This window comes from Streptomyces coelicoflavus (genome assembly GCF_003112555.1).
GTDB lineage: Bacteria > Actinomycetota > Actinomycetes > Streptomycetales > Streptomycetaceae > Streptomyces > Streptomyces coelicoflavus.
The window spans coordinates 612,939-627,621 of record NZ_BEWB01000004.1 but is presented as its reverse complement, the minus strand read 5'-3'; the positions used below and the strand labels follow the sequence as shown (position 1 = coordinate 627,621).

At 77.8% G+C, this 14,683-nt stretch carries 13 protein-coding genes; 7 read left to right on the top strand and 6 right to left on the bottom strand.

Annotated elements, in window-relative coordinates; genetic code table 11:
* Positions 1 to 31: 31 nt before the first annotated feature.
* Entirely contained in the window at positions 32 to 568 is a 537-nt protein-coding gene (locus tag Sco07f_RS11105; protein ID WP_007445488.1) for an Asp23/Gls24 family envelope stress response protein, read from the bottom strand.
* A 172-nt stretch (positions 569 to 740) separates the two neighbouring features.
* On the opposite strand from Sco07f_RS11105, the gene Sco07f_RS11100 reads away from it, so the two are divergent.
* Genes Sco07f_RS11100 through Sco07f_RS11090 form a run of 3 tightly spaced genes read left to right on the top strand, consistent with a single transcriptional unit; the run spans position 741 to position 2,313 of the window.
* A complete protein-coding gene (locus tag Sco07f_RS11100; RefSeq protein WP_108987729.1) occupies positions 741 to 1,283 on the top strand; it encodes an RNA polymerase sigma factor in 543 nt (180 codons plus the stop codon).
* On the top strand, positions 1,274 to 1,978 hold the full coding sequence (locus Sco07f_RS11095) for an Asp23/Gls24 family envelope stress response protein (RefSeq protein WP_007445486.1): 705 nt from the start codon (positions 1,274 to 1,276) through the stop codon (positions 1,976 to 1,978). The genes Sco07f_RS11100 and Sco07f_RS11095 overlap by 10 nt, the downstream gene beginning before the upstream one ends.
* Positions 1,975 to 2,313, top strand: coding sequence for a hypothetical protein (locus Sco07f_RS11090; RefSeq protein ID WP_108987728.1), 339 nt, complete (start codon positions 1,975 to 1,977; stop codon positions 2,311 to 2,313). The genes Sco07f_RS11095 and Sco07f_RS11090 overlap by 4 nt, the downstream gene beginning before the upstream one ends.
* A gap of 31 nt (positions 2,314 to 2,344) precedes the next feature.
* Here the strand turns inward: Sco07f_RS11090 and Sco07f_RS11085 are convergent, their stop codons facing one another.
* Complete coding sequence (locus tag Sco07f_RS11085; RefSeq protein WP_108987727.1) at positions 2,345 to 6,208, bottom strand: nSTAND1 domain-containing NTPase; 3,864 nt, start codon at positions 6,206 to 6,208, stop codon at positions 2,345 to 2,347.
* 371 nt (positions 6,209 to 6,579) lie between these two features.
* Between Sco07f_RS11085 and Sco07f_RS11080 the strand changes: the two genes are divergently transcribed.
* From Sco07f_RS11080 to Sco07f_RS11065, 4 genes are all read left to right on the top strand, one after another.
* The gene (locus Sco07f_RS11080) at positions 6,580 to 6,963 is read left to right on the top strand and encodes a hypothetical protein (RefSeq protein ID WP_007445481.1); all 384 of its coding nucleotides are present in this window, start codon (positions 6,580 to 6,582) and stop codon (positions 6,961 to 6,963) included.
* Positions 6,960 to 8,321, top strand: a complete 1,362-nt coding sequence (locus Sco07f_RS11075) for a hypothetical protein (protein ID WP_108987726.1) — start codon at positions 6,960 to 6,962, stop codon at positions 8,319 to 8,321. The genes Sco07f_RS11080 and Sco07f_RS11075 overlap by 4 nt, the downstream gene beginning before the upstream one ends.
* Positions 8,322 to 8,383: 62 nt before the next feature.
* Complete coding sequence (locus Sco07f_RS11070) at positions 8,384 to 9,337, top strand: polysaccharide pyruvyl transferase family protein (protein ID WP_244942033.1); 954 nt, start codon at positions 8,384 to 8,386, stop codon at positions 9,335 to 9,337.
* 76 nt (positions 9,338 to 9,413) lie between these two features.
* On the top strand, positions 9,414 to 9,722 hold the full coding sequence (locus Sco07f_RS11065; protein WP_108987725.1) for a DUF3040 domain-containing protein: 309 nt from the start codon (positions 9,414 to 9,416) through the stop codon (positions 9,720 to 9,722).
* 51 nt (positions 9,723 to 9,773) lie between these two features.
* Here the strand turns inward: Sco07f_RS11065 and Sco07f_RS11060 are convergent, their stop codons facing one another.
* The 4 genes from Sco07f_RS11060 to rfaE2 form a co-directional block, all read right to left on the bottom strand.
* Positions 9,774 to 10,670 (bottom strand): glycosyltransferase family 2 protein, encoded by an 897-nt coding sequence (locus Sco07f_RS11060; protein WP_108987724.1) that lies wholly within the window; start codon positions 10,668 to 10,670, stop codon positions 9,774 to 9,776.
* Positions 10,667 to 11,614, bottom strand: a complete 948-nt coding sequence (locus tag Sco07f_RS11055; RefSeq protein ID WP_108987723.1) for a glycosyltransferase family 2 protein — start codon at positions 11,612 to 11,614, stop codon at positions 10,667 to 10,669. Before Sco07f_RS11055 ends, Sco07f_RS11060 begins: the two co-directional genes overlap by 4 nt.
* Entirely contained in the window at positions 11,611 to 12,624 is a 1,014-nt protein-coding gene (locus Sco07f_RS40105; RefSeq protein ID WP_167468078.1) for a glycosyltransferase family 9 protein, read from the bottom strand. The genes Sco07f_RS11055 and Sco07f_RS40105 overlap by 4 nt, the downstream gene beginning before the upstream one ends.
* Before the next feature lie 674 nt (positions 12,625 to 13,298).
* Positions 13,299 to 14,681, bottom strand: a complete 1,383-nt coding sequence (gene rfaE2 / locus Sco07f_RS11045; RefSeq protein WP_167468070.1) for a D-glycero-beta-D-manno-heptose 1-phosphate adenylyltransferase — start codon at positions 14,679 to 14,681, stop codon at positions 13,299 to 13,301.
* Between the last annotated feature and the right edge of the window lie 2 nt (positions 14,682 to 14,683).

Genomic DNA, 14,683 nt, shown 5'->3' with positions numbered 1-14,683 from the left:
CCGCCTAGGAACCGGCTCCGGAAACCGTCCGTCACTCCACGCGCGCCTCCGCCGGGCGCTCCGGGTCCTCCTCGTCCGGCAGGTGGACGTCGTTGACCGTGATGTTGACCTCGACGACCTCCAGGCCGGAGATCCGCTCGACCGCGTCGATCACGTTCTCCCGGACGTCCCGGGCGAGGTCGGCGATGGGCACGCCGTACTCGACGACGAGGTCCAGGTCGATCGCGGTCTGCCGCTCGCCGACCTCGACCTTGACGCCGCGGCCGACGTTCGGCCGGCCGCCGGGCACCCGGTCGCGGACCGCGCCGATGGTGCGGGACAGGCCGCCGCCCATGTCGTACACGCCGGGGATCTCGCGCGCCGCCATGCCCGCGATCTTGACGACCACGACGTCGGCGATGGACGTGCGGCCCCGCGTCGCGGCCGGTTCGGCGGCGCCGGCGGAGCCGCCGCTGACGGTCGTCGCGCCGCCCTGCGTGCCCCGTCCGGTGCCGCCGGCCGTGCCCGTGGTCCCGTTCTTCTTCTCGGACTTCGTCTCGATGGTGGCCGTCTGTGCTGCGGTCGTCATGGTGTCCTCCGTCAACCGTGGTCGTTCGGTTCTCTGGGCGTTGGACACGGACGGCCGTCCGGTCGTTACGCCGCTGCGGGAATTTCTTTTCTCCGGGTGCTCGCGTAACGCCGGGGGCCGTCGGTGTGTCCCACGATGGGAACGACGTGGAGTGGAGTGGAGAGGAGCGCGCGTGCCGGGAGACGACGGACTGCTCGCGGTGCGGGCCGCCGAGGGCGACGAGGAGGCCTTCGAGGTGCTCGTGCGGCGGCACGCGCCGGGGCTGCTGCGGCTCGCGGCGAGCATGCTGGGCAGCCCTTCGGAGGCGGAGGACGCGGTGCAGGACGCGTTCGTCAGCGCGTGGCGCAGGATCCCCGGGTTCCGCGGGCAGTCGGCCTTCGCCACCTGGATGCACCGCATCGTCGTCAACCGGTGCCTGAACATGCTGCGTTCCCGGCGTCCGGTGACCGACCTCGACAGCGTGCCCGAACCCGAGGCGCCGGACCACGCCGTCTCCCCGGCCCGGGCCGCCGAGTCGCACGCCGCCGCGGTGGCGCTGGGCCGGTCGCTGTCCGAGCTCTCCCCCGAGCAGCGGGTGTGCTGGGTGCTCAGAGAGCTGGAGGGCCAGTCGTACGAGACGATCGCGGAGACGGTCGGGATCAGCCCGGAGGCTGCCCGCGGCCGGGTGTTCCGTGCACGACGCTGCCTGACGGAGGCGATGACCGCATGGCGATGAACAGCGGCGCGGAGCTGCCCGGGCCCGGCACCGGCACCGGTCCCGCGACCGGACCCGGATCCGGCGGTGCGGACGGGTCCGCCGACGACGAACGGCTGGCCTGCGGGCGGCTGCTGTCCGAGGTGTGGGAGGCGTGGGAGGACGGTGCGGGTGCTCCGGACCGGGATCCGCACCTGCGCGCCTGCCCGCACTGCTCGGCGGCCGTTCGGCAGTTGGACCTGCTCGGCGTCGCGGTGCGCGAGGCGGGCGGCGGCCGGGAACCGGAGTGGGACACCGGGGCGCTGACCGAACGGGTCATGGACGTCGTGCGGCTGGAGCTGCGGCCCGGCAGGCCGCTGCCGCTCGGGGAGCGCGAGGAGGACCTGTGGGTGCGCGAGGCGATGGCCGCCAAGGCGTTGCGGGCCGCCGCGGAGACCGTGCCGGGGGTGCGGGCGGGCTCGTGCCTGATCCGGCCCGCCGAGTCCGGCGGCTCCCCCTCGCGGGGACCCGTCCGCGTACGGCTGGAGGTCGTCGTACCGCTCGCGCCGCGGCTGCGCGACCTCGCGGAGGAGGTGCGGCGGCGGGTGCACGGGGCCGCGGACGACGCCCTGGGACTGCCGGTGGACCACGTGGACGTCCACATCACCGACGTGACGGAACCGGCCGGGACGGACCCGGAGCATCCGGCCGGTACGGAAGAAGGGAACCAGCCGTGACCGCAGCCGCCACCGGCCGTGACGCCGTCGCCGGCACCGTCGCGCGGGTCGCCGCCGGCGTCCCCGGCGTCGCCTTCCTGCGGCCGGGCCTCGCGGACCTGTTCCGCTCCTCCGCCCGCACCGCGTCGCGGGCCGCCGCGGGGGACACGCCCGCGGGTGTGCGGGTGAGCCGGGCCTCGGAAGCGGGGCCGTGGGAGGTGGACGTGCAGATCGTCGTCCACCGCGGTCACCGCGCGGTGGCCGTCGCCCGCGCGGTGCGCGACGCGGTGACCGCCGCGCTGTCCGGGGCGGCGCCCGGCGCGCAGGTGACGGTGACCGTGACCAACGCGGTGTGAGGAGCGGGCGGGGTCCCGGCGGGCGGCCCGGTCAGCAGGTGGGCCGGTAGGGCAGCCGGGGCAGGAGCTCCCGCCAGCGGGCGGGGGTGAGGTCGCCGCCGGTGCGGTCGCAGACCCGGCCGAGCGCCCGGTCGGTGTCCAGTGTCCAGATCCTGGCCGTCAGGTCGTGTCCCACCGAGGCGAGGGTGTCTCCGCCGGGGGCGAAGGCGACCGACGTGACGGTGTCCAGGTGGCCGGTGAGCGCGTCGCCGAAGGCCTCGGCACGGGCGGGGTCGGCCACGTTCCACAGCCGTACCGCGTGGTCCTCTCCGCCACTGGCGAGGGTGCGGCCGTCCGGCGCGAAGGACACCGAGGTGACGCCGCCGCGATGACCGGTCAGCTCGCCGCCCAGCGGGCGGGCCCGGCCGGGGTCGGTGACGTCCCAGAGCCGCACCGTGCGGTCCCGGCCGCCGGTGGCGAGGACGTGACCCTTCGGGGCGAAGGCCACCGCGTTGACCCAGTCGCCGTGGGCGGTGAGGGGCTTGCCGACGGCGCGGGGCCGGTCGCGGTCGCGTACGTCCCACAGCCGGGCCGTCTTGTCCTGGCTGCCGGTGGCGAGGGTGCGGCCGTCCGGGGAGAAGGCCACGGAGCCGACCCAGTCGGTGTGGCCGGTCAGGGGCGTGCCCACGGGGCGTACGCCGTCGGGCTCGCGCACGTCCCACAGGCGGACCCGCCCGTCGACGCCGCCGGTGGCGAGGGTGCCGCCGTCCGGGGAGAAGGCCACGGCGAGGACGCCGCCGGGGTGGGCGTCCGGGACGGTCGCCGCGGGGGCGGGCCGGGCCGGGTCGGAGACGTCCCACAGCCGGAGGGTGCCGTCCTCGGCGCCGGACGCGACGGTGCGGCCGTCGGGCGCGAAGGCCGTGGCCAGGACGGGTGCCCCGTGGCCGGAGAGGGGGCGCGGCAGCGGGCGCGGCGCCCCCGGACGACCGACGTCCCAGAGCCGGACCAGGGCGTCGTCGGTGCTGGCGGCGGCGAGCAGCCTGCCTCGGGGGTCGTAGGCCACGGAGGTGAGCGGGTTGGTGAAGTCGGTCAGGACGCTGTCCGGCAGGTGCCACACGCGGACACTGTGGTCGGCGCCGGTGGTGGCGAGGGTGCGGCCGTCCGGGCCGTAGGCCAGGTCCCACAGGCCCTCGGTGTGCCCGGTGAGCGGTTCGCCGATCCGGTGCGGACGGGCGGGGTCGGCCACGTTCCACAGGACGACGGTGTCGTCCTGCGCGGCACTGGCCAGGGTGTGCCCGTCCGGGCTGAACTCCACCGACCACACGGCGGCGGTGTGCGCGGTCAGCGGCTCGCCCAGCGGGCGCAGACCACCGGCGGCCGGCCCGCCCGGGCCCGCCCCGTCCGTACCCGCCCCGTCCGTGTCCCTCCCGTCCGTGTCCGCCACCTCCCACAGGCGCACCGTGTCGTCGTAGCCGGCGGTGGCGAGGGTGTCGCCGTCCGGGGAGAACGTCACCGACCAGACCGCCGCGTCGTGCGCGTGCCGGGGCGCACCGAGCGGGACGGGTCCGTCGGTGCCGTCCGGGCGCCACAGCCGTACGGTCCCGGTGTGCCCGGCGGTGGCCAGGGTGCGGCCGTCCGGGGCGAAGGCGACGTCCCGGACGCTGCGCGCGTCGGCGCGGGCCGGTGCGCCGACCGGTGCGGGCCGGGCCGGGTCGGTGAGGTCCCACAGGCGCAGGGTGCCGTCGTCGCCGACGGTGGCGAGGGTGCGGCCGTCGGGGGCGAAGGCGACGGACGTGACGGACTCGCCCGCGTGGCTGACGAGGGGGTCGCCCAGGGGCCGGGGCCGGGTGCGGTCCCGGGTGTCCCACAGCCGGATGCCGCCGCCGTGCCCGGCCGCCACCAGTACGGTGCCGTCCGGCGCGTACGCCACGGCGCCCACCGGTGCGCCGGTGATCCGCAGCGGCTCGCCGAGCTGCCCGCCGGAGCCGGCCGTGTCCCACAGCCGTACGGTGCCGTCGTGGCCGCCGCTGACGAGGGTGCGGCCGTCCGGGGCGAAGGCGACGGCGCTGCCGATGTCGTCGTGTCCGGGCAGCCGGGTGGACAGGACCCGGCCCGCGTCCGTGGTGAGCGCGGTGCGCAGTTCGGGGGTGGTGCGCATGCCCAGCGCGGCGACGTCGAGCCGGGCGGAGAGGGCGGCGTTGGTCCCGCGCACCCGGTCGGCCTCCGCGGTGATCCGGCCGAAGACGGCGTCGTCCCGCTCGGCCTGGGCGGTGGCCCGTGCCCTGAGCGCGACGACGGCGGTGCCCGAGGCGACCAGGACCAGCAGGGCGAGGACGGCCGACAGCCCCCGCCGCAGCCGCACCGCGCGCCGCCGCCGCTGAATCGAGGCGGCCAGGAAGTCGCGCTCCGACGGCGTCAGCTCCCCCGGCGCCGGCTCCCCGCCGCGGGGCTCGTCGGCGAAGGCCTCGCGGGCGGCGGCCAGCCGCGAGCCCGCGTAGAGCGCCGCGTTCTCCCGGCCGAGGGCCAGCCAGGTGCGGGCGGCCTCGGAGAGGGCGCGGTGGACGCGGAGCCGGTCGCGTTCGGCGTCGATCCAGCCGCGCAGCCGGGGCCACGCCGTGATGAGGGCCTCGTGGGCGAGTTCGACGGTGCCGTCGTCGAGGGTGAGCAGCCGGGCGGCGACCAGCCGGTCCAGTACGGCGCGGGTGCCGTCGGGGTCGCCGAGGTCGAGTTCCGCGTGCCCGGCGGGGCGCCGGGTGTCGGGGGTGCCGTCGCCCGGGGCGACCAGCCGCAGCAGGATCCGGCGGGCCAGGCCGGCCTGGGGGGCGGTGAGTTCGCCGTACACCTCCTCGGCGGTGCGGACGACGGCGCCGCGCAGCCCCCCGGCCGCCTCGTAGCCGGTGACGGTCAGGGTGCGGCCGGTGCGGTGCCGCCAGGTCTCCAGCAGCGCGTGGGACATCAGCGGCAGCCCGCCCGGCGCGTCCTCGACCTCGTCGAGCAGCCGGGTGGTCAGGGCGCGTTCGACGACGAGTGAGGACGCGGCGGCCGGCCGGACCACGGCCTCCCGCAGCTCCTCCCGGCTCATCGGGCCGGCCAGCAGGGTCGCGTCCTGCAACGCGGCCGTGAGGCCGGGGTGTTCGGCGCAACGTCCCAGGAAGTCGGCGCGCACGGCGACCACGACGCGCAGCCGGCTGTCGGCGGCGGTGGCGGTGAGGAGCCGGTCGACGAAGGCGTTCCGCTCGGCCGGGTCGGCGCAGAGGGTGTACAGCTCCTCGAACTGGTCGACGATCAGCCAGGTGTCCGCCTCCGTGTCCGGCACGGGGTCCAGGCGGTCCGCGTGGGTGGTCATCGGTGCGGCGCCCGGGGTGAGGACGCGTACGGCCGCGGGGGCGGCGGCCGCGTCGGCACCGGCTCCGGCGCCGGGGGCGCGCAGGCGCGGGATCAGTCCGGCCCGCAGCAGGGAGGACTTGCCGCTGCCCGAGGGGCCGAAGACGGCGGTGAAGCGGTGCGCGCGGGTCAGTCCGTCCAGCCGCTCCACCAGCCGGTCGCGGCCGAAGAACAGGGCGGCGTCGTCGGGCTCGTAGCGGGTCAGGCCCCGGTAGGGCGGGCGCGTCCCGTCGTCGGCGCCGGTGAGTGCGGCGGCCTCCGCGCTCGCCGCCCGCCAGCGCCGCTCCCACTCCCCCGGGTCGCCGCCGCAGACGTCGACGTAGGCGAGGGTCACCGCGAGGGTGGGCAGCTGCCGTCCGGCGGCCGCCTGCGACAGGGCGGTCACCGAGAACGGGACCTTGTCCGCCATCGTCCGGTACGTCGGGCGCCCCACCGACTCCCGCAGGGCGCGGAGTTCGGCGGCGAACCGCTGCACCGGTCCGGCCTCCGGGTCGAGCCGTCGCTCCCGGCGCCCCACTCCGTTTCCGCCCACGTGTTCCCGTCCCGCCGTCGCTCTCGCCGTCGCTCCCGGTACCCGTCCGGGCGCCCACGGTAGGGAGCCGCGGGAGCGGGCGGCAAGCGCGGGGCTGCTCACCGGGGGGTGGCGCACGGGGAGTTCACGGCGCCTTCACGCGAGGTCCGCAGCTTCCCGCTCGCTCCGCGGCGGATTCCGCATTGTTCAGTGCGGAGCGCGGGCTGCTGAACAACGGCGCGGCGCGGTGGAATCGGTGGCCGGGGGAGTGCGGGGCGGCACGACCGGCGGGTCCGTCGCGGTCGCGCCACCCCGCACCCGTGTCTCCGTCCGCTCCCCCGCCCGCCGGGGACGGCCGGCGGCAGCCGAAGGCACGTGAAGGAAGTGATCCGATGACCACCGACGCGACCCGCCGGCCGCGGAGTGTGACGCTGGCAGTGGTGCTGCTGATGCTGGGGGCGCTGGTCGCGGCGACCACGGCGACCGGCCCGCAGGGGCCGGCCACCCTGGTGCTCCTGCTGCTGGCGGTCTGCTTCTGGTTCGCGGTCCGGGCGGGTCGCGGCCGGCGCACCGCCCGGACCGCGGCGAGTGGTCTGACCGCGGCGCTCCTCGTCGTCGCCACGCCGTTCGCCCTCGACGATCCGCTGTACGGCGGCACGACGCTGCTGGTTGCCGCGCTGCTCGCCGTCCCGGGCGTGGTCCTGCTGTACCGGCCGGCCGCCGAGGCGTACGTGCGGGCCCGCAGCGGGGACGACGACGTGGAGTACGAGGAATGACCGGGCCGCGCGAGCCCGATCCGCTCGCCGTGGCCGTCGGCAACGCCTCGCTGCTCGGGGCGGGTTACCTGCTCCTGGGGCGCCGGGCGCTGTTCTGGGCCGCCGCGGCGGTGACGGCGTCGCTGCTGTGGCTGACGTACACGACCTCCCGGACGTGGTGCGAGCTGGTCGTGGCGCTGTGGTGGGCGGCGCTCGTCGCGCACGGCTGGTGGCTGGCGCGGCGGCACCCGGCGGCGGGGCCGCGGCGCGGGCAGCGGGTGCTCGCGCTCGCCCTCACGGTGCCGGTGCTCGCGGCCGCCGGATGGGTGCGGTTCGACGCGTACGGCATCGAGGACCGCGTCACCCGGGCCCGCGCGGACGGGAGTTGCCGGGCCGCGGTGGACGCCCAGGAGGAGGTGGCGTTCCGGCACCGGCTCCTCGCCGCGCCGGTGGCCGCCCGGGGCGACACGGTGGTCGGGGCGTGCGAGCGCCTGGACACGGCCGCGGGCCGTCTGAGCGGCGGGCTGGCCGGCGACCTGGACCTGCTGGGGTCCGCCTTCGACACGCTCGGGGCGGTGCTCGGCGAGCCCGGCAACGAGCGGACGGTCGAGGCCACCCTGGAGCGCTACCTCGGACGGCTGCCCACGGACGACGGCTGCCTGAACGTACGTATCGCGGACTGGCTGCGGGACCGGAGGACCGGCCCGAAGGACCTGACCGGCCCCGCCTCGGCCGCCTCGGCCCGGATCGCCCCCGGGGCGCTCGCGGAGTGCGGCGACGCCCTCATGGGCGACGAGGAGTGGGCGGACGCCCGGGAGAGCTACCGGCGGCTGCTCGACGAGCATCCGGGCGACAGCCGTGCGGACGACGCCCGCGAGGGGATCAGGAAGGCGGGCCTGGCGATCGAACTGGTCCGGGTCAGGAGCCTGGTCGAAGCGGCGGACGGGATGGGCTCGGGATACTGCCGGGAACCGGCGAAGTACTCGGCGGCCCCGGCCTACCGCAGGGGCGAGAGCGGTGCCGTGTTCGTCGGCGACACCGAGTACACGGACAAGCTCCCGGAGGCGTGGCGTGCCGACGCACCCGATGCCGCGCTGGTGGTGTGCGCGGACGAGGCCGATGCGGGGAAGGTCGTCGAGACGTGCCGGTACCGGGACCACAAGGGCCGCATCGGCAGTGTCAGGTTCAACAAGCTGGCGGTCCGGGTGAAGGCCTACGCGCTGCGGACCGGGAAGCTCGTGACCGACCGCACCGTGCAGATCGGCGGCGAGAGCTGCCCCGGCACCCTCGGGTACTTCGGCTCGCTGCCGTCGCGGATGGCCGTCACGCCGTCGAACGCGGACGTGCGCGACGCCTTCGGGCCGGTGGTGGGGCGCTGACCGGCCGCCGCGGTCGCCGTACCGGTGGTTGCCCGGGCGCGGGCGGGGCACCCGGGGTCACTGTGTACGAACGGGAGCGCGACAGGATCCTGGTGACCGGCTGGTTCAGCTTCCTGCACGGGGAGGCGACGGCCGGGGACGTGCTGGCGCTGGCCCGGGTGGAGCGGGTGCTGCGGGACGCGGGGCTGGCGTACGACGTGGTGTGGAGCCCCGGGTTCCGCGCCGACGGCACGCACTTCGCCGACGTGGACCCGGCGGCGCACTCCCGGCTGGTGTTCGTGTGCGGGCCGGTGCACGGGACGCAGGTCGAGGAGTTGCACCGGCGGTTCGCGCACTGCGTGCGGATCGCCGTCGGCGTCTCCGTGGTCGACCCGGAGTCCCCCGCCGTCACCGGTTTCCACCGGGTGCTGGCCCGGGACGCCGCCGGAAGCGGCCCGGGGCCGGATCTCGCGGCCCGCGCTCCGGCGCTCCCCCCGGTGCCCGTCGTCGGGGTGGTGCTCACCCACGGGCAGCACGAGTACGGGGGACGGCGGCGGCACGAGGAGGTCGCCGCCGTGCTGACGCGCTGGCTGGCCGGCCGGGACTGTGCCCGGCTGGAGCTGGAGACCCGGCTCGACGCGCACGACTGGCGGCTGTGCGGCACGCCGGCCCAGCTGGAGGCCGTGCTGTCCCGGCTCGATCTGGTCGTCACCGACCGGCTGCACGGGCTGGTCCTCGCGCTGCGGGCCGGTGTGCCGGTGCTGGCGGCGGATCCGGTCGAGGGCGGCGCGAAGGTGACGGCGCAGGCCCGCGCCTGCGGCTGGCCGGCGCTCGTACCCGCGGAACGCCTCACGGCGGCGGCCGGGGCGGCGGCGGAGGGGCTGCTGGGACGCTGGTGGGACTGGTGCCTGACCGACGGGCGGGCGGAGGCGGCGCGGATCGGCGCCGGGTTCCGCGCGGCGGACGCGGTACCGGACGCGGCGGACGGCCTGGTCGCGGTGTTGCGGGCGGCTGCGGAGGCCGGGGCGGGGCGATGACGGCCCGGGCGGACGGTTAGTCACGGGACGGCGGGGGCACTCGGCGGTGGTCGGTCCGCCCCCGGGAGGAAACATCGTGTCCATCGGCCGGCTCCCCGATCACGAGCAACGCATACTCGACGAGGTCGAACGAGCCCTGCGCCGCGACCGCCGCCTCGACCGGCGCCTGCGCACGCTGCGGCTGCGCCGCTGCCCCGACATCGCCCGCGTGGCGGCGTACCGCCCGCGCACCCCGACCGTGCTTCTGCTGCTCGCCGTGGCGGTGACGCTGATGGTCGTCGGCATCGTCACCTCCGCGCCCGGCGTGATCTGGGCGTTCGCCGGCGTGTGGCCGGTGACGCTGTTCGCGGTGTTCCGGCTGTTGTGCCGGCGGACGGAGGGTTAGGGTCTCGTACGTCGTACGGGTTCCAGGTCAGCTTCCGGTTCCGGTTCCGGTTCAGCCGGTGTAGCTGCGCGCCGTCGAGTCGCGCTGGGCGGGTTCCAGCGCACGGAGCCGGGCCTCGACCTCCGGCGGCAGCACCCGGCGTTCACGCAGCACCCACGGCAGCGCGGCGGTCGCCTCGGCGAAGGCGCGCAGGGACGCGGTGTCGCGGGGGACGGTGCGGGCGAGGTGGACGGTGCGGCGCAGGGCGACACCGAGCGGTCGGCGCAGCCAGGTGAACCACAGGGTGTTGCGGATGCCGTGCGACCGCCGGACCGTCGAGTCCCTGGCCCGGGACGGGTGGTGATGGACCGTCAGGTGGTCGGCGTACGTCAGCCACCAGCCGTCGGCGGCCAGGTCGGCGGCGAGCAGCTCCTCCTCGCCCCCGAGCCACAGCCGGGGGTGGAAGCCGCCCGCGGCGCGGAAGGCGTCGGTGCGCAGGACGGTCGCGGCGGCCAGGAAGGAGCCGAGCGCCGGTCCCGGGAGCCAGCCGGGGCGGGGCACGGGCGAGTCGCGCAGTTCCTCGACGATCGGGTCCTCGGTGCCGTCCGGTTCGACCAGGATGCGGGCGGTGACGGTGCCGACCGCCGGGTACCGGTCGAGCAGGTCCGCGGCCCCGGACAGGGAGCCGGGCGCCCACCAGGAGTCGTCGTCGCAGAACGCGACGTAGGGGGTGCGGACCTGACGGATCGCCAGGTTGCGGCCGACGGCGCCGAGGTTGCGGCCGGGGCGCAGGAGCCGTACGCCGGGGTGGTGGCGGGTGACGGCGGCGGCGGTGCCGTCGGTGGAGCCGTTGTCGGTGACGACGACCTCCGGCCGCTCGGGGAGTTCGGCGAGCCGGTCCAGGGTGCGCAGGAGTTCGGGGCACCGGTTGTGGGTGATGACGACGACGGTGGTCCGGGTGTCCGTCATGAGGCGGCTCCGTCGGCTCCGGCCGCCGCGTCGAGGAGGCGGGCGGCCCGTTCCACGTGCGGGGGCAGGGGCCTGCGGGCGCGCAGGGCGGCGGGCAGGCGGACGAGCGTCTCGCGCAGGGCGTGCCGGGCGTGCGGGTCGCGGCGGGCGTCGGCGGTGAGGGCACGGGTGCGGGCCAGGGCGTACGGGAGGGGGCGGCGCAGCCAGGCGGTGAGGAGTTCGTTGCGGCGTACGACGGCCGGGCGGCCGGTGCGGGGGCGCGGGTCCGGGTGGTGGTGGGCGACCACGTCGGGGCAGTGCGTGACGCCCCAGCCGCGGGCCGCCAGGTCGTAGGCGAGCAGGGTTTCCTCGGCGCCGAAGAACAGCAGCGGGTGGTAGCCGCCCGCGTCGAGGTAGGCGGTGCGGCGGGCGACGGCGGCGCAGCCGAGGAAGCCGAGCACCTGGGTGCCGGGGAGGTCGGTGGCGGTGCCGAGCGGGGAGTCGGCGAGCAGGTCGTTGAGGGGGTCCGCGGTGCCGGCGGGCCCGACGAGGGTGCGGGCGGAGAGCAGGCCGAGCCGGGGATGCGCGTCGAGGTGCCGGGCGGCGGCGCCCAGGGAGCCGGGGGCCCACCAGGAGTCGTCGTCGCTGAACGCCACGTACGGGGTGTCCAGGGCGCGGACCCCGTGGGTGCGGGCGAGGGCGCCCCGGTTGAACGGCAGGGCGAGCACACGGACCTGGGGGAAGTCGCGGGCCAGCATGGCGCGGGTGCCGTCGGTGGAGGCGTTGTCGACGACGAGCACCTCGGGCCGCTCGGGCAGGGCGAGCAGGTGGCGCACGGTCACGGCGAGGCTCGCGCGCCGGTCCCGGGTGGCGATGACGATGCCGACGGGGGCGGGCCGCGTGGGGTGGTCGGGGCGGGGCCGTTCGCGGGTGGTCGTCGGGCCGTGGGGCGCGGCGTGGTTCATGGTGCCTCTTCCGGGGCGTCCGGGGTGTGCGGGAGGTCCGGGGCGGCGCCGGGTGCGTCCAGCGCGTCCAGCGCTTCGAGTACGGCGCCGGGGGTGATCCGCAGCAGCGCGGGGTCGGTCGCGTGGCCGTGCGGGTCGCCGTCCGGGCCGGGGTGCCACAGGGCGCGGTGACGGGGGTGGGGAGGCGGGCCCCAGCGGCTGGGCGGGACCGGGCCGAAGAGGGTGACGGAGGGCGTGGCGTGGGCGACGGCGAGGTGGGCGACGCCGGTGTCGCCGCTGACGACGGCGCGGGCCCCGGCGACGAGGGCGGAGAGCCGGTCGTAGGGCAGGCCGCCGCCGAACAGGTCCGTGTCGGGCAGGTCGGCGAGCTTGGCCAGCCGGGCCACGAGGTCCGCCTCGTCCGCTCCCCCGGTGACGACGACCCGGTGCCCGCGTGCGCGCAGCGTCCCGGCGACGGCCGCGTACCGTTCCACGGGCCAGCAGCGGGAGGGGGCGCCGGCGCCGGGGTGCAGGACGACGGCGCCGGGGGCGGGGGACGGTGCGTCCGGGCGGGGCAGCCGCAGGTCGGCGGGGTCGGCGTCGATGCCGTACGCGCGCAGCAGTCGGCACCACCTCTCCCGCTCGTGCTCCTCGGCGTACCAGACCGGGCCGTCCACCTCGGGTGTTCCGGGGTGTGCGAACGCCAGCAGCCTGCGCGGCCGCAGGCGCGTCAGGAGGCGGTGACTGGGCGGTCCGTTGCCGTGCAGGTCGACGGCGACGTCGGGGGGCGGTCCGGCCCAGTCGAGGGTGCGCGGCACGGCCCGTCCGGGTGCGGCGGCGGGCAGCACCCGGTCCACGGCACCGGTCGCGGCCGCCACGGGGGCCAGCTCGGCGGGGCCGGCCAGCACCAGCTCGTGCCCGGGGTACGCCCGTCGCAGCGCCCGCAGGGCGGGTACTGCGGCCAGCAGGTCGCCGAGTCCGAGGGCGCGCAGGACCAGCACACGGGGCCCGTCCCCGCCCTCGCCCCGCACCGCCTCCGGGCCGCTCCTCGGCGCCCCGGCCCCGTCCGGGCGCCCCGCTCCGGCGCCCGGCGGATGCACGGGGTCCCCGGTCACCGGCCCACCGGCCGACCCGGGGGACGCGAAGCCGCCCTCCCCCGGCCCCGGTCCGAGCCGGGCTGCCGCCGGCGCGCCCGCGCCGTCCGGCCGGCCACCCGGGGGTCCGGCAGGACCGCCGCCCACCGGCCGGACCGGGGTCACCGCACCACCGCGGCCCTCGTCGCCGCGGGCGGCGGCGCGGGCCGCGGCGCGGGCGGCAGCACGGGCGGCAGCACGGGCGGCAGCACGGGCGGCGGCGCGGGCGGCGGCGCGGGCGGCGTGCTCCCGGCCGGCTCCGGCCCGGTCCCCGCCCGGCCGTCCGACACCGACGATCCCGCCGCCCGCCACCCCGACCACCCCGGCCGGGCCGTCCGCGGCGTCCGGTCCTCCATGGGCCGGTCCCGTCGGTGCCGCCGCCGTTCCCCCGCCGTTCGCGCGCCCTCCCGTGACGGCGGGCGGCCCGTCGCCGGACGCTCGGCCGGTCACCGGCATCGCCGTGGCGGGCCGTGTCCCGCGGCCGGCCGGCTCCGCCCCCGGCGAGGGGAGCGCGGGGGCCGGGGGCGGTGTGGTCACCGGCACGACGCCGGCGGGCGCCGGGGCTTCGCGCCTCATCGGGGCCCCTCCGCCGCGCGGGCCAGCAGGGCGGTGGAGGAGCGGCCGTCGAGGTAGGGCAGGAGGACCGCCTGACCGCCCCACTCCTGGAGGAGCGCCGCCTCGGGGAGGTCGGCGCCGGCGTAGTCGCCGCCCTTGACCCAGACGTCGGGGCGCAGTGCGCCGAGGAGGCGTTCGGGGGTGTCCTCGTCGAAGACGGCGACCGCGTCGACGCAGGCGAGGGCGCGCAGGACGCGGACGCGGTCGGCGAGCGGGTTGACGGGGCGGCCGCCGCCCTTGCGGCGCCGTACCGAGGCGTCGGAGTTGACGCAGACGACCAGGCAGTCGCCGAGCCGCCGGGCGGCCTGGAGGAGGCCGACGTGTCCGGCGTGCAGGAGGTCGAAGCAGCCGCCGGCGGCGACGACCGTGCCGTGCTCGGCGCGGATCCGGGCGGCCAGGGCGCCGGGGTCGTCGGTGTCGGGCAGGGCGGCGAGCGCCCGGTCGGAGCCGGCCGGCGGTACGGCGGCCGCGCCGCCCGCCGCGACGAAGGCCGTGGCGGCGCTCACCGCGCCCTCGACGGCCTCCCCGACCAGTGCCCCGTCGGCGAGCAGCCCGGCCGCGGTGGCCGCGAACCGGTCCCCCGCGCCGCAGGAGTCGCCGTGGTGGGCGGCGGGCGCGGGGACGAGGAGGGGGTGTTCGCCGTAGGAGAGGAGCGCGCCGCGCGGGCCGAGGGTGACCGCCACCGCGGCCACCCGCCAGTCCCGTACGAGGGTTCCGGCGTCGAGCGCGGCGGCGCGCAGTCCGCCGCCCGGCCGGCCCCGGTCCGGCGCGAAGCCGTGGGCCTCCTTCTCGGCGGGTGTCACCAGGCGGGTGCCAGGGACCGGTGCGCCCCCGCGCGGGTGCGGGTCCCAGACCAGGGGCGGGCGGGCGGCGAGCACGTCGCGCAGGGCGTCCGCCGCGCCCCGGCCGTAGTCGGAGACCAGGACGGCCCGGGCGGAGCGCAGCGCGTCCCGGGCCTCGTCGGTGGCTTCGCGGACCCGGCCGCCGCCGCGGTCGAGGCGGACGACGGGGCGGTCCTGCGCGAGGACGCGGGTCTTCTCCGGCAGCGTGCCCGACAGCGGCAGCGGGACCAACCTCAGCCAGGGTGCGAGCAGTTCGCGCAGGGCACGGCCGGCCGGGTCGTCGCCGACACCCGTGATCAGCGTGACCTCGCGGCCGTCGCGGGCGGCGAGGTACGCGGCGAGGGCGGCACCGCCGGGGCGGATCCGTTCGGCGCACTCCGAGACGACCGGGACCGGCGCGTCCGGTGCGAGCCGGTCGGCGGAGCCGGTCAGGTCGCGGTCGAGCAGCGCGTCGCCGACCACCACGAGCGGGGTCCTGTGAGCCTTGGTGGCAGCCATCC